Genomic DNA, 24214 nt, shown 5'->3' with positions numbered 1-24214 from the left:
TGCGGTCTATTCCGTCCAATACTAAGGTCTGATCACTCCATTCTCTCAGGTTATGGGTTTCGTGCCGTGAACCAACGACAGATCGAGATTTTCCACACCATCATGACCGCCGGCACCGTGTCGCGGGCCGCCGATCTGCTGCGCATCTCGCAACCTGCCGCATCCAAGGCGATCATCGAGCTTGAGCGCAACATCGGCTTTGCGCTGTTCGAGCGGATCAAGGGCCGCATGGTTCCCACCGCCGAAGGGCAGATGCTGCACCGTGAGGTCGAAGCCTGCTTCATCGGCCTGTCGCGGCTCAACTCCGCTGCCGCGCGGATCCGCGATTTCGGCGCGGGCGAGATCCGCATCGCCTGCCTGTCCGCCTATAGCACCACCATCGCGCCGCTGGCGCTGGCCGCCTTTCACCGCGCCTACCCCGAAGTGGCGATCACCATGCAGACGCATATGTCGTCCGTGGTGCGCGATCTGGTGGTGGCCGGGCAGTTCGACTTTGGCCTTGCCGCCGACGAGATCGACCTGAGCGGCGTCGATGCGCGGCCCTTCGTGACCAAATGCGCGATGGTCGGCCTGCCCAAGGGGCACCCGCTGTGCGCGTTGGAGTCGATCACGCCACAGGATCTGGACGGGCAGGAATTCGTTGCGCTGGCCGCCGAAGACACCACCCGGCAAGAAGCCGACGCGATCCTGCGCGCCGCCGGATCGACACCGCGGATCGTGTTCGAGACGCCCTATTCGTCGACCGTGTGCGCGATGATCGCGGCGGGGATCGGCTGTGGCTTTGTCAATCCGCTCACCGCCGAGCTCTATCGCGGCACCCAGATCGAACTGCGCCCCTTTGTGCCCGCGATCCACTTCCGCACGCTGTTGCTGACCGCGCCGCAGACCCGCCCCTCGCGGATCGTCAAAGCCTGCATCGCCGCCTTCGAAGAGGTTGCGCGCCAGCAGACCGGCTGATCGCGTGCCTTGAAGGCTGCGGGCTTTCCCTGGCGCGACGCTCCAAGCCGCCCAGGCCATGAATTTAGCTTGCGAATCGCCACTATTTCAGCAAATATTGCGGTTATGGATACCATTGACCGCACAATCGTCGACCTTCTGGCCCAAGATGCCCGCCGCGCGCTGGCGGATATCGGTGCGCATGTCGGCCTGTCGCCCTCGGCCGTGAACGAACGTCTGCGCCGTCTGGTGGCCAGCGGTGCGATCCAGCGGTTCACCGTCGCGGTTGAGGCGCAGGCGCTGGATCTGCCCATCCTCGCCTTTGTCTGGATAGCCCTGTCCGAGCGCGCCGATGAGGCAGCCTTCCGCGCCCATGCTGCCGCCGATCCGCAGATCGAGGAGTGCCACCATGTCACCGGCGACTGGTCCTATCTGGTCAAGATGCGCACCGGCTCGCTGGCCGATCTTGAGACCTTTCTGGCCGGGTTGAAGCAGCTGGGATTTCTGGGCCGTTCACAGACGGTGCTGGCGCTGTCTTCGCCGGTGGCCGGGGTTTTTGTGCCACCCGTCGCGAGCTGACAGCATGTTGTTTTTCAAGGCTGTTCTGTTGGGCTTCGCCGTCGCCATCCCGCTTGGACCCATCGGTGCGCTGTGCATCGCGCGCACGCTGCACATGGGCTTCGCCGCCGGGTTTGCCGGGGGTGTCGGCACCGCGCTGGCGGATGCGACCTATGCCGCCTTTGCCGCCTTTGGCTTCGCCGCGATGGCGGGCGTTCTGGACGGTGGCGCGGGCTGGGTGCGCATCCTTGGCGGCCTGCTGCTGATCGGTCTGGGGATACGCGGCTGGCTAAGTGGTGGCGGCCAAGCGACGCCCGCCACAGCCAATGCCCGCACCCTGATCACCACGGCGGCGGCGACCTATGCGCTGACCATCGCCAATCCGGCCACCATCCTGTCCTTTGTGGCGATGTTCGCCGGGCTGGGGCTGGCCGAAGACGCAACCATCGCCACCGCCAGCATCGCCGTCGCGGGCGTGTTCCTCGGCTCGCTGGCCTGGTGGGCAATCCTGTCGGGCGGCGTGGCGCTGACGCGCAGCCGCTTGCCCGCCGGCTTTGCGCGGCTGGTTTCACGGTTGTCCGCCGTGATGCTCATCGGCCTCGGCGGCTGGGCGCTCATCCCCGCGCTCTAGACTGGACCGGGGGCGCCCGCGCGGCGCAGGCTCTGGCGATGCGCCGACTCCTTGCCCTTCTCCTGATCCTTACACTGGCCGCCGCTGGCCTGTGGCAGCTGTCGCGCGCGCGCAGCTTCCAGCTGTTCGGTGCAATGGTGGACCGGGTCGAGACCACGCAGCCGCTGGTCGCGCTGACCTTCGATGACGGGCCGGTGCCGGTGCAGACCGAGGCGATTCTTGGCATCCTTGCCGGGCGCAGCCTGCGCGCCACCTTTTTTGTCACCGGACGCGAGGCCGAGGCGAACCCCATGCTCACCGCCGCGCTGGTCGCCGCCGGGCACGACTTGGGCAATCATTCCTACAGCCACACGCGGATGGTGCTGGTGCGCCCGGCCTTTGTCGAACGCGAGCTGGCCCGCACCGATGCGGCGATCCGAGCGGCGGGGTACACCGGCCCGATCCATTTTCGCCCGCCCTATGGCAAGCGCCTGTTCGTGCTGCCCTGGGTGCTGGCCGAGCAGAACCGCACCACCGTCATGTGGGACATCGAACCCGACAGCGACCTCAACGCCGGGGCCGAGCGCATCGCGCGCATCGCGATCGAACAGGCGCGGCCCGGCTCGATCATCCTGCTGCACGCGATGGCCAGCAGCCGCAGCGCCACCCGTGCGGCGCTCCCTCTGATCATCGACGGGTTGCACGCGCGTGGATTTCGGCTGGTCACCCTGTCCGAGCTGCTCGCCGCGACCCCGTGACGCGCCACGTTGCGCCGGGGGCCTGCCCGGCCTAAGTTGGCGCGCAAATCAAATACGGAGTACCCGATGCCCGCGCTTCATGATGCCATCGACCAAGGCGGACTCGAGGAATTTTCGGTCGTCTTCACCGACCGGTCCCTGAACCATATGTCGCAGCGTTTTCAGGGTGTCATGCGTGACATCTCGGGCATGCTGAAAGAAGTCTACAATGGCAGTGCCGTGGCGCTGGTGCCCGGTGGCGGCACCTTCGCGATGGAATCGGTCGCGCGGCAATTCGCGCGCGGCAAATGCCTTGTGGTGCGCAACGGGCTGTTTTCATTCCGCTGGAGCGCGATCTTTGACGCGGGCGATCTGAACGACGGCACCGAGGTGATGATGGCCCGCCCCGGTGGCAATGGCCCGCAGGCGGCCTATGCCCCGGCCCCGATCGCCGAAGTCACCGCCAAGATCCGCGCCGAGGCCCCGCAGGCGGTCTTCGCGCCGCATGTGGAAACCTCGGCCGGGATGATCCTGCCCGACGACTATATCAAGGCGCTGGCCGATGCCGCGCATGAGGTCGGCGCGCTGATGGTGCTCGACTGCATCGCCTCAGGCGCGGCCTGGGTCGACATGAAGGCGCTTGGCGTCGATGTGCTGGTTTCGGCGCCGCAAAAGGGCTGGAGCGCTTCGCCCTCGGCCGGGATCGTGGTCATGGGCCCGCGCGCCGAGGCGCGTCTGGCCGAGACCACCTCGGACAGCTTCGCGCTGGACCTGAAGAAATGGCGCGCGATCATGAAAGCCTATGAGGACGGCGGCCACGCCTATCACGCCACCCTGCCGACCGACGCGCTGGCCGGTCTTCGCGATGCGATGCTGGAAACCAAGGCAATGGGTTTCGAGGCCGCGAAGAAGGCACAATGCGCGCTTGGCAAGGGCGCGCGGGCGCTGCTGGCCGCCTATGGCCACCCGCCGCTTGCGGCAGAGGGCTTTGGCGCGCCGGGTGTCGTGGTGTGTTTTACCGAGCGGCCCGAGCTGCAGAACGGCTCGGCCTTCGCTGCCGCCGGGTATCAGATCGCGGCGGGCGTGCCGCTGATGGTCGGCGAGGGTGACGGGTTCCGCACCTTCCGCATCGGCCTCTTTGGTCTTGACAAGCTCAAGGACGTGCCGGGCACGCTGTCGCGGCTCGACGCCGCGCTCAAGGCCGTGGAACTCGACGGCTGACATGCGCCTGCTCGCGCTCAGCGCGCTGGTCATGGTCGCTTTCGCGGCCAACTCGCTGCTCAACCGCGCCGCGGTGGGCGGCGGGCTGATCGAAGCCCTGCCCTTCGCGCTGATCCGCGTGACGGCGGGTGCATTGGTACTGGCGGCGCTGGCGCGGGCGTGGCCGGGACGGGCGAACCTGCTGCCCGCTCTCTGGTTGACGCTGTATCTGGTTGGCTTCTCGCTGGCATACCGGGCACTGGACAGCGGCATCGGCGCGCTGATCCTGTTCGCGGGCGTGCAGGTAACGATGCTGGCCGGTGCGGTGATGGGCGGCGAACAGCCGCCCGCGCGCCGGTTCTGGGGTGCGGGGCTGGCGCTGGCCGGGCTGGCGGGGCTGCTGTTGCCGGGCGCGGATGCGGTTCCCGCCCTGCCCCCCGCCCTGCTGATGGGCGCGGCCGCGCTTGGCTGGGGTCTCTATTCCCTCGCCGGTCGCCGCGCGGCCGATCCGCTTCAGGCGACGGCGGCGAATTTCTTGCTGGCGACGCCCATGGTCGCGCTGGCCTGCCTGCCCGCCGGACTGGGCGATATCGCCCCGATGGGCTGGGTGCTGGCGATCGTGTCGGGGGCCGTGACCTCAGGTCTGGGTTACGCGCTGTGGTACGCGGTGCTGCCGCAGCTCGGTGCCGCCCGCGCTGCTGCGGCACAACTGACGGTGCCGGTGATCGCGCTGGCTGCGGGCGCGATGCTGATGGGCGAGCGGCTGAGCAGCGGCGCGGTGCTGGCTTGCGCCGTGGTGTTGGCCGGCGTGGCACTGGCGACGCTGCCGCGGCGACGGTGATCGCCTGCGGCCGGGCAAGGGGGCCTTGCCCCCTCTTGGCCTGTCGGCCAATTCACCCCCCAGGATATTTAAGGACAGATGATAAGGTTTTGTTAACCATGCGCCATTTTCTGTCTGAAAGTATCCTCCAGGAGGGTCCGGGAGGATGGAAAATCCTCCCGGTTCTGCGGCTTACCCCAGCAGAGCGGCGTCCAGCGGATAGCGCGTCAGGTTGTCAAAGCCGGTCTCGGTGATCAGCACCTGATCTTCCAGCTTGATCGAGAAATCCCCGCCCTCGGGCGAGACCAGCGCCTCGACGCAGAGCACCATACCCGGCTCCAGGGCGACGTCGAAGGCGCCCTCGACCCAGCCATCGGGATAGGGCACGTAGGGCCATTCATCGCACAACCCGACCCCGTGCATCTTGCACGAATATTTCTGCGCCCAGAACTCGGGCGCGAGCGGGTGGCCGCTGTGGACCAGTTCCTTGATCGTCACGCCCGGCTTGAGCATCGCCATGTTCTGCGCGATGTGATCGACGGCGTGGTTCATGGCCGATACCATCGCGTTGGTCGGTCGCCCCTCGCCGATCCACCAGGTGCGCGAGATATCGATGCAAAAGCCATAGGTCCCGATCAGGTCGGTATCAAAGGCGACGATTTCATCGGGCTGGATGAGCCGGGGACCGCATTCCTGAAACCAGGGATTGGTGCGCGGACCCGAGGCTAGAAGGCGGGTTTCGATCCATTCGCCACCCCGGCGGATGTTGGATTTGTGCAGCTCGGCCCAAACGTCATCCTCGGAGATTCCACCCTTGAGGATTTCGGTCCGCGCGAAGTGTTCCATTTCAGCGATCGAGGCTTCGCAGGCATGGCTGGCGCACCGCATCGCCAGAACCTCGTCGGGACCTTTGATCGCGCGGGCGCGTTCGGTGACTTCCTCACCCTCGTGGATCTCGAAACCGGCGCGTTCCAGCGCCTTGAGGCCCAGGATCTGGATCTTGTCGATCGCCAGCCGCTTGTTGTCGCCGGCATGCGCGCGCAACACTTCCGTGATCTGCCCGGCAAAACCGTTGGCCGCGTCGCCGCCCTTGTCGCCGGTCACCGCGTAGAAGAAGGACGCGCCGTGGCGAAGCTCTTTCACCAGCGGGTTGAAATCGACCAGAAACGGCGCATTCTTGTATTCCCAGACCACCATGTGGCCATCTGCGCAGACCATGCAGGCGCGAAAAGGGTTGTGGCTGTTCCACAGCTGCATGTTGGTGGTGTCGGTGGCGTAGCGGATGTTGAGCGGGTCGAACAGCAACAGCCCGGCCAGATCGCGCGCTTGTATCGCCTGCACCAGCCGCGCCAGCCGGTAGGCGCGCATCCGGGCCAGATCGGGCAGGGTCAGGCCGGCTGCCTCCCATTCGCGAAAGGCCAGCTGGGTCGGGCCGATCTCGACCCGGTCGTTGTCATTGGCGCTGCCGTCGCCCAGCTCTGCGCCGCGGGTTGGGTCAATCTTGCGCCGGTCTGCGTAGTGGTCCATCGTCTGCCCCCGAAATCCCTGCCCAGCCTTGCGCAGGGTTTATGGACAGTCTTGTCCAAAAGCGACTTGGGGAAAGGCCACAATGGCGATTTTGCACGATGCCTTGCCGTTCAAGACCTGGATGGACCCGCGCCTGAGCCGCCTGCCCGGCATTCAGCCCCTCGATCCCGAGGATTGGTTGCGGGTTGACGAGGTCTACGCGCAGCAGATGGCCGAGCGCGAACGCCTGCTTGCCGAGCGACCCTGCGCGGTCTTGGCCGCCCTGCCCGGATCGGAAGCGGCGGTCGATGAGCTATTCGAGGCCGTCACGGCGCGCCTGCCCGCCTTGGGGTTCACGGCTGGGAGCGAGGGTTGGCGCTGCCCGGACGGGCGGTTCGTCGCGCGTGAGGGAGCGCCGCTGGCGGTGCTGGGGCGGTTGGTGCAAGAGGATCTGGTGCTGTTGCAGGATGGCCCCGACGGGCATCATGTGATGACGGCCGCCGTGCTGTGCTTTCCCGCCAGCTGGACGTTGAGCGAGAAGATCGGGCGCGGCTTGCCCGGCATCCACACACCGGTCGCCTCCTACGATACCGGCGTTGGGAAGCGGGTTCAGCGCCTGTTTGATCTGATCCGGCCAGAACAACCGCTGTGGCGGGGCAATGTGCTCGATTACATCGATCCGGCGTTGTTTCAGCCGCGCCGTGAAGCGGAAAAACGCGCGCCCGATACCGAGCGGCGCGGCTATATCCGCAGCGAGCGGCAGGTCTTGATGCGGCTGCCAAAGACGCGGGCGGTGCTGTTTGCCATCCATACCTATCAGGTGCGCCGCGAAACGCTGACCCCCGCCGAAGAGGCAGCCTTTGACGCGCGCCATCGCGGCTAGGCACGCCCCGCCCAGAAGCGGCGCTTTGGCGGCGGGTCCGGCCCGTCGCCCTGACGCAGCGCGGCGGCGAGACGTTCGCTTTGGCGGTCGAGCTGCGGGACGATGGGCGGGCGCGGGGATGGTTTGCCAAAGAGCCGCCCGAGGCTGCGTTTGTCGCGGCGATCCGCGCGGGTCAACAGGGCGGCTTCCGGCGGCGGTTGTTCGGCGCTTGTGTCCCGTTCGGTGCCGGGGCGCGGCAGGCTGAGCCGGTCTGGCGACGGCGCGGTCAGCGGCGCGGACAGGTCGCCCTGCGCGATCAGCACAGCGGGGTCGGCGCGGCGGAATTCGTCAAGGCTGAGCACCAGCCCCCCCGGCTGCCAGATCAGCAGCGAGGGCGTCGCCGCCTCAAGCACCGACAACAGGCAATGGCGGCCTTCATGCACCAGCAGACGCTCGCTGTCCTCCAGATCGGCCAGCGGAGCGCCACGGCGGCGCAGCAGGAACCCCATCGCCCGGCTATGGGTGCGCAGGGCGCGGCCCAGATGGACGCGGGCGAAATCGGGCGCGTCGCCGATGACGGGCCGCAACAGGCCGTGCATCGCGCTGGCGGGTAACGGATCAGGCGCGACGGTTACCACCATTTCATACGGCTCTGCGCGCAGGCGCAGAGTGCTGGAGGTCAGCTTGAGGCCGACAATGCGCCGCCCCTCAGCGCGCAGGTCATCGAGCAGGTACTGCATGGCCAGCACGAGGTCCGGCTCGCCGTCCCGCGCATCAAAGAGCAGTGTTGCCCCGGCGATGCCTGTCCCTGTGCGCATAATGCCCTTCCACCGCTGCGCTGACGTGCCTGCGCAGAGGGAAAGGATACCAGAACCGCCGCCCGCAAGCGCGCTGGAAGTCTGCACAATTTTGCACGACTTTGACCGAATAAATCAGAAGGGGAAGGCAATGCCCATCGAGGCGAACCAGCCGCGCAACTCGGCGGTGATCTGCTCGAACGCATCGGTCTGGTTCAGCACGATGAAACCAAACACCCCCAGAAAGAACACCGTGCGCAAGATCCCGGCTGCGCGGGACGCGCCCGAGGACGTCGCGCCGACCGGCGCGGCGCGGGACGGCGTGCTGCCCCAGGGCGCGGTCGCCTGAGCCGGGCTGGACGGGGTGGCGGTGCTGGTGCGCTGCCCCCGGCCCAGCGGCGCCGAGACCATTTCGGCCAGACGCGCGGCGCGTCCACGGGCGGGCTCGACCGCGTCATAGCGCGTGTTATGCGTCATCGACGGCGGGTCGAGCAGGTAATTCTTGCTCAGATACGGCCGGTTGTCGGGATGACGCACATCGAGGGGGTGGTACTTGGTCATAGCCCGTCCTTGCAGAGACCCGACACCATGAGGGTCCGGCGCAACTGTAGTCTATATCCGCCCGTCCCCAAACGGAAAAGGGGCGCCCTTATGGGCGCCCCTCAAAACCGTGATCCTCAGATCAGCAGCTGTAGTACATCGCGTATTCGATCGGGTGCGGGGTGTGCTCGAACGCGTAAACCTCGTCCCATTTCAGCGCCATGTAGCCTTCCAGCTGGCTCTTGGTGAACACGCCGCCTGCGAGCAGGTAGTCGTGATCCTTTTCCAGCTCTTCCAGGGCTTCGCGCAGCGAGCCGCAGACGGTCGGGATGGCGGCCAGTTCTTCCGGCGGCAGGTCGTACAGATCCTTGTCCGAGGCTTCGCCCGGATGGGTCTTGTTCTTGATGCCGTCCAGACCAGCCATCAGAAGAGCGGCGAAGGCCAGGTAGGGGTTCGCTGCCGGATCGGGGAAGCGGGCTTCGACGCGTTTGGCTTTGGGCGATTCCGTCCACGGGATGCGAACGCAGCCCGAGCGGTTGCGGGCCGAATACGCGCGCAGAACCGGGGCTTCAAAGCCCGGGATCAGGCGCTTGTAGCTGTTGGTCGACGGGTTGGTCAGCGCGTTCAGCGACTTGGCGTGCTTGAGGATACCGCCAATGAAATACAGCGCTTCGATCGACAGATCCGCATACTGGTCGCCTGCGAACAGCGGCTTGCCGTCTTTCCAGATCGACATGTTTACGTGCATGCCCGACCCGTTGTCACCCTTCATCGGTTTGGGCATGAAGGTCGCGGTCTTGCCGTAAGCAGCGGCCACGTTGTGAATGATGTATTTGTATTTCTGGATGTTGTCGGCTTGCTCGACCAGACCGCCAAAGATCATGCCCAGCTCGTGCTGGCAGGTCGCGACCTCGTGGTGGTGCTTGTCGACCTTGATGCCGATCGACTTCATCGTCGACAGCATTTCCGAACGGATGTCCTGGGCTTCGTCCACCGGGTTCACCGGGAAGTAGCCGCCCTTGTGCGCAGCACGGTGGCCCATGTTGCCGCCTTCGAACTCGGCATCCGTATTCCAGGCCGCCGCATCAGCGTCGATCTGGAACGACACTTTTTGCGGGGTCACGGAATAGCGCACGTCGTCGAACAGGAAGAACTCGGCTTCCGGGCCAGCGTAGAACGTGTCGCCGATACCCGAGGATTTCAGGTAGGCTTCGGCTTTCTTGGCAGTCTGACGCGGGCAACGGTCGTAAACCTCGCCGGTGTCCGGCTCGACCACGTCGCAGTGCAGCGCGATGGTTTTCTCGGCATAGAACGGGTCGATGTAGACACTGCTGGTGTCCGGCATCAGTTTCATGTCCGACTGATCGATTGATTTCCAGCCGGCGATCGACGAGCCGTCGAACATGAAGCCTTCTTCGAGGAAATCCTCATCGACCAGATCCGACACGACCGTGACGTGCTGCAGCTTTCCGCGCGGATCGGTGAAGCGGATGTCCACATACTCGACCTGCTCGTCGCTGATCAGTTTGAGAACCGTTTCAACGCTCATATTTGTCCCCTGATTGTAGTGTAAAGTTTAGGCTCAGACCGCGTCGTCGCCGGTTTCACCGGTGCGGATGCGGATCACCTGTTCGACGGGTGAAACGAAAATCTTGCCATCGCCGATCTTGTCGGTCCGCGCGGCGGCAATGATCGCTTCGATCGCGGGATCGACCATGTCGTCGGTCAGCACCACTTCGATCTTAACCTTGGGCAGAAAATCAACGACGTATTCGGCGCCGCGATAGAGTTCCGTGTGCCCCTTCTGGCGTCCGAAGCCCTTGACCTCGATCACCGACAGCCCCTGAATACCGATTTCCTGAAGGGCTTCCTTCACTTCATCCAGTTTGAAGGGCTTGATGATAGCTTCGATCTTTTTCATGCGCGGACGCTCCCTCCGGGTTCGGGCTCGCAACCCTCAGACCACGTTCCCGCCAAGGCGACAATCCGCTAGCCTGCCGGGGTGCGGCTTTTCCACCATTCGCGGCGGAAATCCCCCGATATCGCACATTATTTGTGCAAATGTACTATAGTTTAGGCTTCAACTGAATGCAAACGGGGCGGACGTGATCGAATTAGTAACATCTGCACAAATGCGCGCCATAGAAACGGCTGCGATTGAGTCGGGCGCCGTGCGCGGTCTGGACCTGATGGAACGCGCCGCCGAGGGGGTCGTTGCCGCCCTTGTGACCCGCTGGCCGGGGGCTGAACGTGCCTGTGTGCTCTGCGGGCCGGGCAACAACGGCGGCGACGGGTTTGCGGTCGCGCGGCTGCTCGCCGCCCGGGGCTGGACGGTCCGCGTGCTGGCGGCGGCGGGTGCGGACCGGATGCCCCCTGACGCGGTGTCGAACGCGCGGGCTTGGACGGGGCCGGTTGCTCCACTGACGGCTGAGGCGTTGGCAGAGGGGCCGCAGGCGGATGTCTATGTTGACGCGGTGTTCGGCACTGGCCTGTCGCGGCCGGTCACGGGCGAACTGGCGCGGGTCGTGGCAGCGCTTGCGCGCGTATCCGCGCGTGTGGTGGCCGTCGACGCCCCCTCAGGCCTGTGTCTGGACAGCGGGCGCAGCCTGATCCCCGGCGGCATCCCGGCCCGTGCCGCGCTCACCGTCACCTTCGGCTGGCGCAAGCCCGGTCATGTGCTGGCACAAGGACCAGAGCTGTGCGGCGAGATGGTCACCGTGGATATCGGCGTGGCCGCCTGGCGTGAGGCTGCGGGCGTGACGGCCAGCCTTGTCACCCCCGACGACCCGGCCTTTGCACAGCTCGACAAAACCACCGCCGCGCATAAATTCACCCATGGCCACGCGCTGATCCTGACCGGCGGCATGGGCCGCACCGGTGCCGCCCGCCTGTCTGCCCGCGCCGCACTTCGGATCGGGGCGGGACTGGTGACGCTCGGCGCGCCGGGGTCCGCGATGATGGAGGTCGCCGCGCAGATCACCGCGCTGATGCTGCGCCGGATCGACAGCCCCGAGGCGCTGGCGGAAGCGCTGGCCGACACACGCATCACCGCGCTCTGCCTTGGCCCCGGTCTGGGGATCGAGCGCGCGGCAGCGCTGCTGGGCGCGTTGCGGGAAGGCGGGGTGAAACCCCGCCCTACGGTGGTAGATGCGGATGCGCTGACCGCCTTGGGACCGGTGAGCGGCGCCCTGCCCGAAGACTGGGTGCTGACCCCGCATGGCGGCGAATTCGCCCGGTTGTTTCCCGATCTGGCCGCGCGCCTGAGCGCCGAACCGGCCAACGGCCCCGCCTTCTCGCGCCTCGACGCTGGGCGTCAGGCGGCGGCGCGCGCGGGCTGCGTGGTGGTGCTCAAAGGCCCCGATACGGTCATCGCCGCGCCCGATGGCCGCAGCTCGGTCCACGCCGCCAGCGGTGCTCAGGCTGCGCCGTGGCTGGCAACGGCGGGATCGGGGGATGTTCTGGCGGGGATAATCACCGGTCTCTTGGCGCGGGGCGTCGGCTCCTACGCCGCCGCCTGCACCGGCACGTGGCTGCATGCCGCCGCCGCGCGGCACGTCGGTCCGGGTCTGATCGCCGAGGATCTGCCAGAAGCCCTGCCTGCGGTACTGCGCCGTGTAATCGGCCACCCCGGGTAGGGTGCGCTTGAGCGCACCGTCTTCAGTGCAGGTAGCGCTCGACCCCGGCCACCGGCGCGCGGGTGCTCGCACTGGCGACCTCGATCCCATCGGCCCGGATCACCTGGGGCGTGTCAAAATGCAGCCGGATCAGAGGCACGGCGGCGCGCGTCTCCCGGCGCACCAGCAGATCGTCCACCAGCGACGAGGCCGGTGTCAGCATCTGCGCCTGCCCGTGCAGGATCATCGCCCGCCAGTCACTGACCAGCACCTGCTGATCCACCGGCACCACCAGCGCCCGGCCCTGCCCGACCGCCGCCACCGGCGCGCCCGGCTCGATCACGACAACATCCACATCCCGCGCCGCCAGCACCGAGGTGCCGCGCAGCTCGACCAGACCGTCGGCCGTCTCGATGAGATCCCCGGCCAGCAGAAACTCCACCGGCATCTCGCCGTCCCGCGTCCGAACCAACGTGCCCGGCACCAGCCCGGTCGGACGCGACCGGCGCGTGGCAAGCGGAAGCGGCGACAGCTGGGGCGTGATGGATGACAACATGGATGACTTCCTCTGACAAAAACGCGGTGCTCGATATTGTTTCCATTTTGGCACCAATAAGGGCGAAATTATGACCTGCCCCGCGCATTTTGACGGCGATTCCCCCTCGCGTTCAAGCCCGTGGCACGCTAGAACCCGCCTTGGCTTGCGGGTGTGGCGGAATTGGTAGACGCACCAGATTTAGGTTCTGACGCCTTTGGCGTGGGGGTTCGAGTCCCTTCACCCGCACCACTTTCAAGAAACATTCCTTGCGCCCCCCCCGGCAACCACCGGTGGTCTGATGGACATGTTTCCCCGCTGGTTTCCCGCCCTCCTGTCCCTGTCCAGTCCGCGGCGAGGCTGAGCGGCGGTGCAGCGCCAGCCCTTGATCACCAGAACCTATTGGCCCCGCGCCCTGCCATCGCGCGTGCCCGCAGGCATCCTTCATCGCCCCTCCCAGATTTGCCGAAGGCCGCAAGTGTCTTGTCATACGCGGCGGGGCTTGCCACCATGCCCGCCCAGATTGACGGAGACACCATGGCCTATTGCCTGCCGACCCGAGCCCCTCGCCTCGTCGCCCAGAGCCTCATCCTTTCCCTCGCCGCGACCGCTGCCTTTGGCGGCACCATGGCCGACGTCAGCGCCCTGTGTTTCGACCGCAGCCGTGACGGTCTGGGGATCCGCGCCACGCTTGAGCAAGAGGGCTGGCACCAAGCCGTCGCCGATCGCGACGGGCGCTACACGGACCTCGCCACCGCGCTGGTGCTGGAGATCACCGACGAGGGTGACGATCTCGACGCGCGCTTCGCGCGCGCCCCGCAGTTGGCCGGGAACTTTGAGCACATGGTTCTCTCTGGTGCGGCCCGCGTCTATGAAAAGGACGCAGCCCTTCTGTTCGTGGCGCTGCGCCCCTTGCCTGAGGGTGGCGAGCAGGTGACCTGCATCCTTGGCATGCCGCGCAACCCTGAAACCGACGCTCTGATGGATCAACACGGCGGGGCGCAAGACGATGCCGCCACCGGCCTGCTGAGCCGCCGGGTGATCGAGGACGACGGTACAGGCACCCGGTCGATGCGCCTTTGGTCGCGGCTCACGCACGAGCCCGCGCCGACGCCGCTGAGCGACCTGTTCTACATGGAACGCCTGACGCCGCAGGGTTGAGCGCAGCTGCTGCCCCCGCTCCACGCCGCTTTGATGCCGGTTCACGCAAGAAAGACAGGGATGAAAACGCACACGCTTTTACTTGCCGCCGCCCTGAGCCTCGGCGCTCTGCCCGCCGTCGCGCAGATCACCGTAACCGCCGCGCCCGAAGTTTCGGCCCTGATGGCCGATTGCACGCCGACGACAGCACAAGGCGCAGAGATCGTCGCCGGTCTGCGCGCGCGCGGATGGGTCGACCCCGACACCGCCGAGCGGCGCGCGACACTGACGACACTCGCGGCGGCGCATCTGTGGTCTTTCCTGCCGGACCGCACGCCCGAGGCGCAGATCGAGCTTCTCGGCCCGCTGACCGACGCGGTGGAACGCGCGCTCGATGGCGGCGGCGCACTGCTGACCAAGGGCGATGAGCGCGCGCTGATCCTGTGGGACGGCGACAGTCTCTCGTGCCTCTGGGCCGGTCCGCAAACCCAAGCCGTCGATACGCTTGCGGTCCAGCTCGGCGGACCCCTGCCGGCCAGCGAAGGCTCCACGACCCGCGCCATCAACCAGCGGCTCGAGGCCGGGGGCCGGAACTGGCAACGCCGCATGGCCGTCGGCCGCACCCCCGTCACGGCGCTGCCGCCCGTGGCCGTCGCGCAGGCCATCACGGATGCCGCGCGGCTGGATCGATCACCCGAGTGACGGGCTAAAACGGGCGGAAAGGCGGCGCATCGTCGGCATTGATCGGCCGGGCTGGCGCTGACGGCATCGGCCTTGACCACCCGCCGAAACGCTGGCGGGGCCTTGCCGGCACGATCTTCAGCGACTGTGCCGGCTGGACTATCAGTTAAAGTACCAGTTCAGCCGCAGGCTGACGACGGACGCGTCGCCGTCGATACGCAACTGTTCCGGGAAGCCGATCTGCGAGACAGTCCCCGCTTCCTCGCTCGAGCCAAAGCGGGTATTGCGATAGCTGACGCCAATCGACATCTGGTCGCTCACCTTATAATCCACACCGAGCCCAAGAACGAACCCCGGCCGCGAGGTGGAAAGATCAAGCGTGCAAGGCCCCACGGCGCAATAAGGCGCGCGATTGGTGACCCGGCGTTCGGCCCATGCCAGACCGGCTTCGGCATAAACCAGCCAATTGCCGGTCGCTTGGCCAATCTGCCCGGTGACCGTCAGCATGGGGCCGAACTGGGTCTGAAAGGTTTCGCCGGACGTATAGGGATTCTCGGCGAGGCGATCATGGTCAAGGTCGGCAACACCAACTTCCCAGCCAAGCACCAGACCATTGTCCCGCTGAAAGCGCTGGCCAAGATGCAAACCATAGGTCGAGCCGTTCTCGGCAGAGGAATAGCCCGCGTTCGGCGGCACGAACAGGCTTGTGCCCATGGCCGTCCAATCAACGTCGCTTTCCGTGTAACCCGCGCTCAGGCCTGCATAAGTGCCAGACCAGTCCTGCGCTGAGACAGGGGCCGCGACGCACAGAAGGGCGCAAGCGGCGGCGGCAACGGGGCGGCAGGCAACAGGCATAGATCTCTCCCAAAAGACACGTGACTCGCTGCGACAGGCGGTGCAACGCGCGTGAAACCTAGACAAAAAAGGGAGAGAGGGACAACCGATAATATTTCTCGGCCATTAATGCCACAAAGTGAAATCAAGATATTAAATCCCGGCATATCTCTTTCACCACACACACGGTTTCCCCTTATCGCGTGGCGTGTGGAAGCGGCAAATGGCCAGTCTACGCCGATAAAACCCGGCCTGCCTCAGCCGCCCATGCCTTAGCCGGGAACAAACTATTTCCAGCGGCAGTGTTCTGAAACACACATCCTGACCAAAACGCGCGCGTTGATTGCGTTTTGGTCAAAATGTGTGTTCCTCGCCATTTGCGGTGGAAACGCGGGGTTTGGCAGCGTCTGGCGCTTTGCCCCGGCCCCTTGCGGGCACGGTTTCACGGGTGCCTGATGCCCGGCTGGGCCGGTTGCCCTGCGTCGGCCAAAAGCTGTCGTCGCGGCGGCAGCGGACGGCCATCAGCACCATGGACGGCTCTGTGGCGTCGTGTATCCTTCACAGACGGACACCCCGCCCGATTGGAGCACCCCCATGCGGAGCCTTTTGAGCACTCTTACCTGTCTTGCCCTGCTGCTGCCCGGCGCGGTGCAGGCGGCCAGTTTTGACTGCACGCTGACCACGCTCACCCCCAACGAACAGGTGATCTGCCAGAACCGCGACCTCAACGATCTCGATGTCGAGATGGCAACGATGTTCCGGCTGCTCTCGGGTCTGTTCGCAATGGGCATGCGCGGTGCGATGCACGACGATCAGAGCGCATGGCTGCGCGAGCGTATGGCCTGCGGTGCCAATGCCGCCTGCATCCGCGACGCTTACAACCGGCGTCTTCAGGCGCTGCAGGCGGTCTACGACGGCATCGACCGCCCGATCTGAGGCAACGATACCCGTCCCGCGGCTTTCATCCGCCTGCATTGGTCCGCGATCAGACACAAAGCGTGGCACAAACCGCACAGTTTCCACCCCTGCGACAGGTTAACCTTACCCTGATCTGCAGATTTCCCCTTGACGCGCCAAAAATCGCCCTAGCATTAGGTCAACACTACTGCCCTTTAGGAAGCGATCTCGTTGCGTACGTACCCTATCCCCTTTAACGAAGAGGCCCGATTGCGGTCTGTTTTCGCCGTGCCCGGCCTAGGGTCGGACAATGACGCCTTGTTCGAGGCGCTCTGTGAAGCCACCCGAAAGCTGCTGGATTGCCCCGTGGCGCATATCAGCATCCTTGAAGACGATACCCAATGGTACAAATGCGTCGTCGGGATGGATCTGGACCGCATGCCGCGGGAAATGAGCTTTTGCGCCTACACGGTCCTGACCGGCGATCCGCTCGTCGTCGCCGACCTGTCCGCCGACCCTCGGTTCAAGCGTCACCCGATGGTGGTCCCCGGCGGTCCGCAGGCGCGGTTTTACGCGGGTGTGCCGCTGGTTCTGGCGTCGGGTCAGCGGCTGGGCAGCCTGTGTGCGCTCGATCTCAAGCCGCATGAAAGCCCCTCCGAGGCGCAGATCGCCATCCTCGTCGATCTGGGCCGCGCCGTTGTCGCGGCCCTCGAAGCGGCACCACCGCAGCCCGCAACGCTCACCGATGATCTGTCGGCCAAGCAGGCCTTCATCGCCCTGATCGGCCACGAACTGCGCACGCCGCTGACCATCCTGTTTGGCAGCTTGCGCCTGCTCGAGATGCAGGAAGGCGAGCCCGCCAACCCGCGCCTGACCCGCGCCGCGCGCAAATCGGTCGAACATCTGATGGCGCTGGTCGAGACGATCATCCACTTCAGTGATGCCTCGTCGGGAGAGGTGACGCTGAACGAGCAGCTGTGCGACCTGTCCGAGCTTTTCGCGGTCATCGAAGGCATGACGCTGCCGGGTGCCTCGGGCGCGCTGAAAACCATCGAACGCGATCCGGATTTCGTGTCGCTGCGTGTTCAGCTTGACCCCGACCATATGAAAACCGCCCTGAATGCCTTGGCGCTCAATGCCATCAACCATGGCGGCGACCAGATCCGCGTCGGTGCGCGGCGGGACGGCGACGGCAATCTCGAGCTGTGGGTCACCGACAACGGACGGCTGGAAAATCACGTCAATCTGGCGCGGCTCTATGAGCCTTTCGTGGTGGGCGGTGACATCAAGAACCGTGACACGCGCGGCGGTCTGGGGCTGGGCCTGCCGCTGACCCGCAAGCTGGTCGAGCTGCACGGCGGTGACTTTCTGGTGCGCACCACCGACACCGGAACAAGCGCGGTCATCCGCCTGCCTGTCTGGCGCACCGAGGTCCCCGAACCCGCCACCGCGCGCCGGGCGTGACACCAACAAAGGCGCGCCCGGCCCCGGCCGGTCGCGCTCTGCCGGGCTGTCTGCGTCCGGGGTGCGGTGCGCCGGGCTGTCAGGTCGCGGCATAGCGCGCGGCAGTGGCGGTCAGACGCCCAGCGTGCCCGTAAATGTCCTCAAGCGTTTCCAGAGGAACACGCTCTTCTGCCTCACCATCGAACAGCCCGAGGTACTTTACCGTCCTGTTGAAGTGCAGCCGCGCAAGCGGCTTTCGATTGTTATTATCAATCAGAACACCGCAATAGCTTTTCTGATCGCGCATCACCACGCGGCTAGGTCTGATAGTGCCACCGACAATCGCCTTGATGATCATAAAACCTTCGGTCTCTTCGGGGGTCGTGACGATGTCCGAGGTCTCTTCGGCAACCTCGGGCGCACTTTCGGTTGTGGCAAGGGCCGACGACAGTCGCACCTGCACTGCCTCGCGAACCATATCACGGAAGGCCGATTTCACCAGTCCGCGGAACTGGTCGACGATCGCCGCAGTAAACCGTCCCTCATGCAACGGACCTACGACCAACCGAACAAGATCTTCTGGCGGGTCTTCCATGAGTTTCTGGATCTGCGACTTTACCGCCGACGTGTAGCGCAGGCGTTCAGCGTCCGCGAGAATTGCCTGAACGTTGAATCCCTTTTTCTCAAACTTAACCAACTCGGCCAGAATGTGTGCCTGAGGTTCAGCCAGGTCAAATGTGAAGAACGGTCGCGCATCAAGCTTGTTGGGTTCGTCCAGGTCAGAGAAGAACTGAAAGTGGCGACCATTCGTAAGAATGGCGAACTTCGCGCTGGTAACAGTGAAATACCGAAACAACTGCGCCAAATGGACTTTATCCAGTTTGGTCGTGATAGGCTTGCATTCGATCAGGATACGGATTTCATCGTCGATCTTGATCGCATAGTCGACCTTTTCGCCGCGTTTTCCCACTGCATCAGCAGTGAATTCAGGCACAACTTCAGTCGGATTGAAAACGTCGTACCCAAGGCTTTGTAAGAACGGCAACACGACGGCAGTCTTGACAGCTTCTTCGGTCTGCATGGTTGAGGCGTGGCGATTTACCCGGTCCGACAGCAATTTGATCGTTTGCTCGATACTCACGTTTATTCTCCTGCAACCCACAATTATACAAATCCCAGCGTGAGGTGACGCGTGCCAGCCTGTCAAGAAATTCCGCTGGCGGCCCGCCGCAATCCCACAATCCCCCCCCAGAACGTCGTGCGGGTTTCCGCTGGGGAAGCTGCGGCGTCGTGCCTTGGACGTAACGCGTCCTTGGCCCTTGTTTCACACCGTCCGCCATGCTCTGCCTGCGGTGTGCCCCAAGGACGATTGCCATGAAACGCTGGATCGACACGATGGACCTGGCGCTGAGCGCCCTCACGGCGCTGGGGCTGATCGTGGCCGCACTGGCGCACTGGACACCGCTGCCCGACGGGTTTGGCCCGCCTGCCCTGCTGCTCGCCTATCTGGCCGGTGGGGTGCCCGCGACGCTGACGGCGGGGCGTGAGCTGTGGCGCGCGCGTGTGTTCGACATTGATCTGCTCATGGTCGTCGCCGCGCTGGCCGCGCTCTCGGTCGGTGCCGCGATCGAGGGGGCGGTGCTGCTGACGCTCTTCTCGCTGTCCAACACGCTGGAACACCGCGCCATGGGCCGCGCCCGCCGCGCGGTCGAGGCGCTGATGGCGCTGCGCCCGGATACGGCACTGAAACGCGACGGCGACGCGCTGCGCGAGGTCGCCGTCGCTTCGCTGATCCCCGGCGATACCGTCGTTCTGCGCCCCGGCGCGCGGGTCCCGGTGGACGGGGTGATTGCTTCGGGCGATGGCACGCTGGATGAAAGCACGATCACGGGCGAGTCGATGCCCGTCCACAAGGCCGCCGGCGACCCGGTGTTCGAGGCGACGGCCAATCTGGACGGTGTGCTTGATGTGACCGTCGCGCATGGCACAGCCGAGTCAACCGTGGCGCGGATGATCGCGCTGGTCACCGATGCGCAGGCGGCCAAGGCCCCGTCCGAGCGGTTCAGCGCGTGGTTCGGTCAGCGCTATACCGTCGCCGTGCTGCTTGGCGCGGCGCTGGCCTTGGGCGTCTTCCTGCTGCTGGGCTGGAGCTGGGACGACGCGCTCTACCGCGCCGCGACGCTGCTGGTTGCGGCCAGTCCCTGCGCCGTGGTGATCTCGGTCCCCGCCGCGATCCTGTCAGCGCTATCGGCAGCGGTGCGGGGCGGCGTGTTGTTTAAGGGCGGCGCGGCGCTGGAAACATTGGCCGAGGTGCGCGCCTTTGCCTTTGACAAGACCGGGACGCTGACCACCGGCAAAGCCGAAGTGACCGGGCTTTGGGCGGCGGGTGACGAGGACGCGTTTCTGTCGACACTGGCGGGGCTTGAGGCGAATTCCGAGCATCCCATTGGCCACGCGTTGCGCGCCGAGATGGCGCGGCGCGGGTTGACGCTGGTGGCGGCGCAGAACGTCCATGCCGCGCCCAGCGAGGGTATTCTGGGCGAGGATGCGCAGGGCGCGCTCTGGGCCGGTAACGCCCGCATGGCGGCGCGGATGGGGGCGGATGTGACCCGGCCCGCGGTTGCGGCACTGGCCGATGGCGCACAGACGTTGATCTATGCGGGACGCGGGGCCGACCTGTTGGGCGCGGTCACGGTGGCCGACCAACCCCGGCCCAGCTCGCGCGCCGGGCTGGCGGCGCTGCGCGCGGGCGGCATTGCCGAGCGCGCAATGATGACCGGCGACCGGCGCGCTGTGGCGCTCAGGATCGGCAGCGATCTGGGGCTCGCGCCGGATGAAATCCACGCCGACCTGCTGCCCGCCGACAAGGTGGCGCTGGTCGCCGCGATGGCGGCGCGCGGCAAGGTGGCTTTCGTCGGCGACGGGGTGAATGACGCGGCGGCGCTGGCGCGGGCCGACGTCGGCATCGCGATGGGCGCGGCGGGGTCCGAGGTGGCGTTGCAGGCCGCCGATGTGGCGCTGTTGTCCGACGACATGACCCGTCTGGCCGAGGCGCACCGCTTGGCGCGGCGCACGGCGCGGATCGTCAAGCAGAACCTGATCTTCGCGCTGGGGGCGATGGCGGTGCTGGTCACCGGCGGGCTTTTCTTCGAGCTGCCGCTGCCGCTGGCGGTGATCGGGCATGAGGGCGGGACGGTTCTGGTGGTGCTCAACGGATTGCGGCTGCTGGGCGATCCCATCCGCGCCGACCGGTCGCACAATCGCCGGTAGAACTTACGTTTTATTGGAAAAATCTTTGCCCGGGGCGGAACCTTTTGCAGTCCGTCAACGTTGGGTTCAACGTTTTGCGACTCTCAATTGTGAAACGCTTTGAAAGCCAAGGTGCACAAAGGGTCGGCCTATTTTGACACGTCTCTCTTTTCGACACGAGCTGCGTCAGCAGACGCAGGCCCAGCACGTGGCCACCGAGCATGACCTCGCCCGTTTCACCGCCTCTCCCATCGGGCACCTGCCGTGGTTTCTGGCGACCCAGCGCGCCGGGTTGTGGGCGGTCTTTTGCAGTGTTGACCCTGCGGCGCTGATCTGCACGCCCGTGTTGCACGATCTGATCGCCCGCCTCGATGCTGATCTCGCGGCCACCGGAACAACTGCGCACCCCGCGCAGCCCTTGCGGGGGCTGGACCCGCTGGCGGTCGATTACCTGATCCTCGGCTCGCGGCTGGGCACCGAGGTGCTGCGCCGCCAGATCTTTGCCGATCAGCCGCCCAGCGCCCTCCCGGCCTATTTCCAGCTGTCGCCGCAGCCCGACCTATGGCGCGCGCATTGCGCGGCGCTTGACGTCATCGACCCGGCCTCGGCCCGCGCGGCGACGATCATCGCCGATACCAACACCGCTTTCTCGCTGTTCCAGCAGGCCGCTCGCCGGCAAGACACCCCTGAAAAAGTTGCTGCATTATGATGCCTTCCACCCCTGTCGATCTGACCAACTGTGACCGCGAACCGATCCACCAGCTGGGCCGTGTGCAAGCCTATGGCGCGCTGGTGGCTGTCTCGTCCGACTGGATCGTGCAGCATGCCTCGGCCAACCTGCCCGATATTCTGGGGGTAGAGGTCGAGCAGGCGCTCGGCGCGCCCCTGACCGCGCTGATCGTGTCCGACGGGTTCGCCCGCATCCGCGAGACGCTGCGCAGCGTGCAGACCCCCGATGGCGTGGTGCGGCTGTTTGGCGTGGTGATGCGCGCCAACGGGCGGGCGTTTGACGTGTCGATCCACCAATCCGGCACGCATCTGATCGTCGAGTTCGAGCCCAAGCGTGCCGCCAGCGGGCGCGACGTGATGACCGAGGTGTATCCCCAGATCGCTGCCGTGCGCCGCAATGGCAGCCTGCGCATGCTGGCGATGGACGCGGCGCGCGGATTGCAGGCGCTGTCGGGCTTTGACAGCGTGATGGTCTATCAGTTCCAGCCCGATCATTCGGGCAAGGTCATCGCCGAAATCCGCTCGGACGGGCGGCAGAAATACGACGGGATGATGTTCCCGGCCTCGGACATTCCGGTGCAGGCCCGCGCGCTCTATCAACGCTCGCTCTTGCGGCTGATCGCCGATGTCAGCGACACCGGCAGCCCGATCCATCCGGGCATTGACCTGTCGGGCCGTCCGCTGGACCTGTCGCTGGCCGTGACCCGCGCGGTATCGCCGATCCATATCGAATATCTGACCAACATGGGCGTTCAGGCCTCGATGTCGGTGTCGATCATGAAAGAGGGCAAGCTGTGGGGCCTGTTTGCCTGCCACCACCACAGCCCGCGCTATATCGACTACGAGCGCCGCACCGCGATCGAGATGTTCGGGCATATCTTCTCGTATGAGCTGACCAGCTTCGAAGACCGCGCCCGCAAGGAAGCCGAGCAACAGACCGGCCGCCTGCAGACCCTGTTGATGAGCCATATGGCCGATGGCCGCGCGCTGTCGGAAAGCCTGCTGTTTGCGTCCGAGGATATTCGCGGCGTCATCCCGCATGACGGCCTCGCGCTGATCGAAGATGGCACCTACAGCGCCACCGGCACCGCACTCAGCGAAGAAGAAGCCCGCGCGCTGGCCCGGTTTCTGGACCGCTCCATCGGCTCGGGCGTGTTCGCCAGCGAGTGTCTGGGCAAGGTGCATGACACGGCGCGCGATTATCAGGACCGGGTCGCGGGCATTCTGGCGATTCCGATCTCCAAGCGCCCGCGCGACTATCTGCTGCTCTCGCGCCGCCCGGTGCTCGAGACGATCGATTGGGCAGGCGATCCGTCCAAGCCGGTCAGCATCGGCCCCAACGGCGTGCGCCTGACCCCGCGCAAAAGCTTCGATGTGTGGCGCGAAACGGCTCAGGGGCGCAGCGCGCCGTGGTCCGGTCAGCAGATCCACGCGGCGGAAATCCTGCGCACGGTGCTGCTGGAGATCTTCCTGAAGATCACCGAGGCCACCAGTCTTGAGCGCAAGCGCGCGCAGGAACAGCAAGAGCTGCTGATTTCCGAGCTGAACCACCGGGTGCGCAACATCCTCAACCTGATGCGCGGCTTGCTGGCCCAGTCGCGCTCGTCGGCGCGCACGCTGGAGGAATTCACCGACAATCTGGACGGTCGCATACAGGCACTGGCCCGCGCGCATGACCAGCTGACCGCCGAGCATTGGGAGCCCAGCTCGCTGATCTCGCTGATCTCCTGCGAATTTGCCGCCTATGCCGACGACAAGACCGAGCGCGTGCACATCACCGGCCCCGACGCGATGATCACCCCGCGTGCCTATACGACGATGGCGCTGGTGCTGCATGAGATGGCGACCAACTCGATGAAATACGGCGCGCTCTGCGACCAGTCGGGCCGCCTCCAGATCACGCTGCGTAGCGACAGCTCGGGCGGGCTGCTCATCGATTGGGTCGAGCGCGGCGGCCCGCCGGTATCGCCCCCCAAACGGCGCGGCTTTGGCTCCACGATCATCGAGAATTCCATCCCGCACGAGCTGCGCGGCGATGCACAGATTTCCTACCGGATGTCAGGGGTCGAGGCACAGTTCCGCCTGCCGCCCACCGCGATCACCGAAATCCGCAGCACCGATGCCGCACCAGCCGCCCCCCGGCGCTCGAACCTGCGCGCAAGTCCGGCATCGCGGGCAAGGCGCTGGTGCTTGAGGATACGCTGATCATCGCCATGGACGCGGCTGGCATCCTTGAGGATCTGGGCGCGTCCGAGGTCAAGATCGTCGCCAGCGTTGCCGCCGCACTGGACTGGATCGCCAACAACCCGGTCGATCTGGCGCTGCTCGATGTCAATCTGGGCGAGGAACAGTCCGTTCCCGTGGCCGAAGCCCTGCATGCCAAGGGCGTGCCGTTCGTGCTGGCCACCGGCTATGGTGCCTCGGCTGAGCTCGTCGAGGTCTATCCGCCCTGCCCCATCGTGCAAAAGCCGTTCTCGGCAGCCTCGCTCAAGGCGGCGTTTGCCCAGCACAAAAGCGGCGCGTGAG

Annotated in this window: 24 protein-coding genes and 1 tRNA gene; 17 read left to right on the top strand and 8 right to left on the bottom strand. The window is 65.7% G+C overall.

All coding sequences use genetic code 11. The features are described 5' to 3' along the window. Window positions 1–66 precede the first annotated feature (66 nt). The 6 genes from OKW52_RS10585 (at window position 67) to OKW52_RS10560 (ending at window position 4882) form a co-directional block, all read left to right on the top strand. Window positions 67–957: a LysR substrate-binding domain-containing protein gene (locus OKW52_RS10585; protein WP_264505672.1), complete on the top strand. Its 891-nt coding sequence runs from the start codon at window positions 67–69 to the stop codon at window positions 955–957. A gap of 105 nt (window positions 958–1062) precedes the next feature. After that, window positions 1063–1515, top strand: coding sequence for an Lrp/AsnC family transcriptional regulator (locus OKW52_RS10580; protein ID WP_264505671.1), 453 nt, complete (start codon window positions 1063–1065; stop codon window positions 1513–1515). Between the two features lie 4 nt (window positions 1516–1519). After that, window positions 1520–2125: a LysE family transporter gene (locus tag OKW52_RS10575; RefSeq protein ID WP_264505670.1), complete on the top strand. Its 606-nt coding sequence runs from the start codon at window positions 1520–1522 to the stop codon at window positions 2123–2125. A gap of 38 nt (window positions 2126–2163) precedes the next feature. Continuing rightward, window positions 2164–2862 carry a polysaccharide deacetylase family protein gene (locus OKW52_RS10570; protein ID WP_264505669.1) on the top strand — a complete coding sequence of 233 codons (699 nt, stop codon included), beginning with the start codon at window positions 2164–2166 and terminating at the stop codon, window positions 2860–2862. A gap of 66 nt (window positions 2863–2928) precedes the next feature. Further along, the gene (locus tag OKW52_RS10565; protein ID WP_264505668.1) at window positions 2929–4062 is read left to right on the top strand and encodes an aminotransferase class V-fold PLP-dependent enzyme; all 1134 of its coding nucleotides are present in this window, start codon (window positions 2929–2931) and stop codon (window positions 4060–4062) included. Window position 4063: 1 nt separating this feature from the next. Beyond that, the gene (locus tag OKW52_RS10560) at window positions 4064–4882 is read left to right on the top strand and encodes a DMT family transporter (protein ID WP_264505667.1); all 819 of its coding nucleotides are present in this window, start codon (window positions 4064–4066) and stop codon (window positions 4880–4882) included. Window positions 4883–5053: 171 nt separating this feature from the next. Here OKW52_RS10560 and dddP read toward each other — a convergent pair whose 3' ends face one another. Then, the gene (gene dddP / locus OKW52_RS10555; RefSeq protein ID WP_264505666.1) at window positions 5054–6388 is read right to left on the bottom strand and encodes a dimethylsulfonioproprionate lyase DddP; all 1335 of its coding nucleotides are present in this window, start codon (window positions 6386–6388) and stop codon (window positions 5054–5056) included. 82 nt (window positions 6389–6470) lie between these two features. Here dddP and OKW52_RS10550 point away from each other — a divergent pair, with 82 nt between their 5' ends. Then, window positions 6471–7250, top strand: a complete 780-nt coding sequence (locus OKW52_RS10550; RefSeq protein WP_264505665.1) for a heme-dependent oxidative N-demethylase family protein — start codon at window positions 6471–6473, stop codon at window positions 7248–7250. On the opposite strand, the gene OKW52_RS10545 is transcribed toward OKW52_RS10550, so the two are convergent. From OKW52_RS10545 to OKW52_RS10530, 4 genes are all read right to left on the bottom strand, one after another. Then, entirely contained in the window at window positions 7247–8047 is an 801-nt protein-coding gene (locus tag OKW52_RS10545; RefSeq protein ID WP_264505664.1) for a hypothetical protein, read from the bottom strand. The two genes, OKW52_RS10550 and OKW52_RS10545, sit on opposite strands and share 4 nt — an antisense overlap. A 114-nt stretch (window positions 8048–8161) precedes the next feature. Further along, on the bottom strand, window positions 8162–8587 hold the full coding sequence (locus tag OKW52_RS10540; RefSeq protein WP_264505663.1) for a hypothetical protein: 426 nt from the start codon (window positions 8585–8587) through the stop codon (window positions 8162–8164). A gap of 121 nt (window positions 8588–8708) precedes the next feature. Further along, on the bottom strand, window positions 8709–10115 hold the full coding sequence (glnA, locus tag OKW52_RS10535) for a type I glutamate--ammonia ligase (RefSeq protein WP_264505662.1): 1407 nt from the start codon (window positions 10113–10115) through the stop codon (window positions 8709–8711). A 33-nt stretch (window positions 10116–10148) separates the two neighbouring features. Further along, the gene (locus OKW52_RS10530; protein WP_127104309.1) at window positions 10149–10487 is read right to left on the bottom strand and encodes a P-II family nitrogen regulator; all 339 of its coding nucleotides are present in this window, start codon (window positions 10485–10487) and stop codon (window positions 10149–10151) included. A gap of 184 nt (window positions 10488–10671) precedes the next feature. Between OKW52_RS10530 and OKW52_RS10525 the strand changes: the two genes are divergently transcribed. Then, the gene (locus OKW52_RS10525; protein ID WP_264505661.1) at window positions 10672–12201 is read left to right on the top strand and encodes an NAD(P)H-hydrate dehydratase; all 1530 of its coding nucleotides are present in this window, start codon (window positions 10672–10674) and stop codon (window positions 12199–12201) included. A gap of 22 nt (window positions 12202–12223) precedes the next feature. Here OKW52_RS10525 and OKW52_RS10520 read toward each other — a convergent pair whose 3' ends face one another. After that, window positions 12224–12736: a Hint domain-containing protein gene (locus OKW52_RS10520; RefSeq protein ID WP_264505660.1), complete on the bottom strand. Its 513-nt coding sequence runs from the start codon at window positions 12734–12736 to the stop codon at window positions 12224–12226. 147 nt (window positions 12737–12883) lie between these two features. Between OKW52_RS10520 and OKW52_RS10515 the strand changes: the two genes are divergently transcribed. From OKW52_RS10515 to OKW52_RS10505, 3 genes are all read left to right on the top strand, one after another. Then, a tRNA-Leu gene (locus OKW52_RS10515) sits at window positions 12884–12967 on the top strand. A gap of 258 nt (window positions 12968–13225) precedes the next feature. Continuing rightward, window positions 13226–13876, top strand: coding sequence for a hypothetical protein (locus OKW52_RS10510; protein WP_264505659.1), 651 nt, complete (start codon window positions 13226–13228; stop codon window positions 13874–13876). Between the two features lie 60 nt (window positions 13877–13936). Beyond that, entirely contained in the window at window positions 13937–14557 is a 621-nt protein-coding gene (locus OKW52_RS10505; RefSeq protein WP_264505658.1) for a hypothetical protein, read from the top strand. A 141-nt stretch (window positions 14558–14698) separates the two neighbouring features. Here OKW52_RS10505 and OKW52_RS10500 read toward each other — a convergent pair whose 3' ends face one another. After that, entirely contained in the window at window positions 14699–15391 is a 693-nt protein-coding gene (locus OKW52_RS10500; protein ID WP_264505657.1) for an outer membrane protein, read from the bottom strand. Window positions 15392–15964: 573 nt separating this feature from the next. Between OKW52_RS10500 and OKW52_RS10495 the strand changes: the two genes are divergently transcribed. Together OKW52_RS10495 and OKW52_RS10490 are read left to right on the top strand one after the other, a co-directional pair. Continuing rightward, a complete protein-coding gene (locus tag OKW52_RS10495; protein ID WP_264505656.1) occupies window positions 15965–16306 on the top strand; it encodes a lysozyme inhibitor LprI family protein in 342 nt (113 codons plus the stop codon). A 231-nt stretch (window positions 16307–16537) separates the two neighbouring features. Continuing rightward, a complete protein-coding gene (locus tag OKW52_RS10490) occupies window positions 16538–17731 on the top strand; it encodes a GAF domain-containing sensor histidine kinase (RefSeq protein WP_264505655.1) in 1194 nt (397 codons plus the stop codon). A gap of 79 nt (window positions 17732–17810) precedes the next feature. On the opposite strand, the gene OKW52_RS10485 is transcribed toward OKW52_RS10490, so the two are convergent. Continuing rightward, entirely contained in the window at window positions 17811–18851 is a 1041-nt protein-coding gene (locus tag OKW52_RS10485; RefSeq protein ID WP_264505654.1) for a type I restriction endonuclease, read from the bottom strand. 233 nt (window positions 18852–19084) lie between these two features. Between OKW52_RS10485 and OKW52_RS10480 the strand changes: the two genes are divergently transcribed. The 4 genes from OKW52_RS10480 to OKW52_RS10465 all read left to right on the top strand — a co-directional run bounded on the left by OKW52_RS10480 (window position 19085) and on the right by OKW52_RS10465 (window position 24213). Then, window positions 19085–20980, top strand: a complete 1896-nt coding sequence (locus OKW52_RS10480; RefSeq protein ID WP_264505653.1) for a heavy metal translocating P-type ATPase — start codon at window positions 19085–19087, stop codon at window positions 20978–20980. A 133-nt stretch (window positions 20981–21113) separates the two neighbouring features. Beyond that, window positions 21114–21668: a heme oxygenase-like domain-containing protein gene (locus OKW52_RS10475; RefSeq protein ID WP_264505652.1), complete on the top strand. Its 555-nt coding sequence runs from the start codon at window positions 21114–21116 to the stop codon at window positions 21666–21668. Further along, window positions 21665–23893: an HWE histidine kinase domain-containing protein gene (locus OKW52_RS10470; protein WP_264505651.1), complete on the top strand. Its 2229-nt coding sequence runs from the start codon at window positions 21665–21667 to the stop codon at window positions 23891–23893. Before OKW52_RS10475 ends, OKW52_RS10470 begins: the two co-directional genes overlap by 4 nt. Further along, a complete protein-coding gene (locus tag OKW52_RS10465) occupies window positions 23875–24213 on the top strand; it encodes a response regulator (RefSeq protein ID WP_264505650.1) in 339 nt (112 codons plus the stop codon). The genes OKW52_RS10470 and OKW52_RS10465 overlap by 19 nt, the downstream gene beginning before the upstream one ends. Window position 24214: the final 1 nt, after the last annotated feature.

Origin of the sequence: Pararhodobacter zhoushanensis, from assembly GCF_025949695.1 — a bacterium.
GTDB lineage: Bacteria > Pseudomonadota > Alphaproteobacteria > Rhodobacterales > Rhodobacteraceae > Pararhodobacter > Pararhodobacter zhoushanensis_A.
This window is presented reverse-complemented; position numbering and strand designations above follow the sequence as displayed.

What these genes read in the sequence shown, in the direction of transcription:
- OKW52_RS10565 (WP_264505668.1), top strand. Translation starts at nt 2,929, where the DNA reads ATGCCCGCGCTTCATGATGCCATCGACCAAGGCGGACTCGAGGAATTT.
- OKW52_RS10580 (WP_264505671.1), top strand. Translation starts at nt 1,063, where the DNA reads ATGGATACCATTGACCGCACAATCGTCGACCTTCTGGCCCAAGATGCC.
- OKW52_RS10570 (WP_264505669.1), top strand. Translation starts at nt 2,164, where the DNA reads ATGCGCCGACTCCTTGCCCTTCTCCTGATCCTTACACTGGCCGCCGCT.
- OKW52_RS10505 (WP_264505658.1), top strand. Translation starts at nt 13,937, where the DNA reads ATGAAAACGCACACGCTTTTACTTGCCGCCGCCCTGAGCCTCGGCGCT.
- OKW52_RS10470 (WP_264505651.1), top strand. Translation starts at nt 21,665, where the DNA reads ATGATGCCTTCCACCCCTGTCGATCTGACCAACTGTGACCGCGAACCG.
- glnA (WP_264505662.1), bottom strand. Translation starts at nt 10,115, where the DNA reads ATGAGCGTTGAAACGGTTCTCAAACTGATCAGCGACGAGCAGGTCGAG.
- OKW52_RS10500 (WP_264505657.1), bottom strand. Translation starts at nt 15,391, where the DNA reads ATGCCTGTTGCCTGCCGCCCCGTTGCCGCCGCCGCTTGCGCCCTTCTG.
- OKW52_RS10495 (WP_264505656.1), top strand. Translation starts at nt 15,965, where the DNA reads ATGCGGAGCCTTTTGAGCACTCTTACCTGTCTTGCCCTGCTGCTGCCC.
- OKW52_RS10540 (WP_264505663.1), bottom strand. Translation starts at nt 8,587, where the DNA reads ATGACCAAGTACCACCCCCTCGATGTGCGTCATCCCGACAACCGGCCG.
- OKW52_RS10510 (WP_264505659.1), top strand. Translation starts at nt 13,226, where the DNA reads ATGCCCGCCCAGATTGACGGAGACACCATGGCCTATTGCCTGCCGACC.
- dddP (WP_264505666.1), bottom strand. Translation starts at nt 6,388, where the DNA reads ATGGACCACTACGCAGACCGGCGCAAGATTGACCCAACCCGCGGCGCA.
- OKW52_RS10530 (WP_127104309.1), bottom strand. Translation starts at nt 10,487, where the DNA reads ATGAAAAAGATCGAAGCTATCATCAAGCCCTTCAAACTGGATGAAGTG.
- OKW52_RS10520 (WP_264505660.1), bottom strand. Translation starts at nt 12,736, where the DNA reads ATGTTGTCATCCATCACGCCCCAGCTGTCGCCGCTTCCGCTTGCCACG.
- OKW52_RS10560 (WP_264505667.1), top strand. Translation starts at nt 4,064, where the DNA reads ATGCGCCTGCTCGCGCTCAGCGCGCTGGTCATGGTCGCTTTCGCGGCC.
- OKW52_RS10550 (WP_264505665.1), top strand. Translation starts at nt 6,471, where the DNA reads ATGGCGATTTTGCACGATGCCTTGCCGTTCAAGACCTGGATGGACCCG.
- OKW52_RS10575 (WP_264505670.1), top strand. Translation starts at nt 1,520, where the DNA reads ATGTTGTTTTTCAAGGCTGTTCTGTTGGGCTTCGCCGTCGCCATCCCG.
- OKW52_RS10545 (WP_264505664.1), bottom strand. Translation starts at nt 8,047, where the DNA reads ATGCGCACAGGGACAGGCATCGCCGGGGCAACACTGCTCTTTGATGCG.
- OKW52_RS10480 (WP_264505653.1), top strand. Translation starts at nt 19,085, where the DNA reads ATGAAACGCTGGATCGACACGATGGACCTGGCGCTGAGCGCCCTCACG.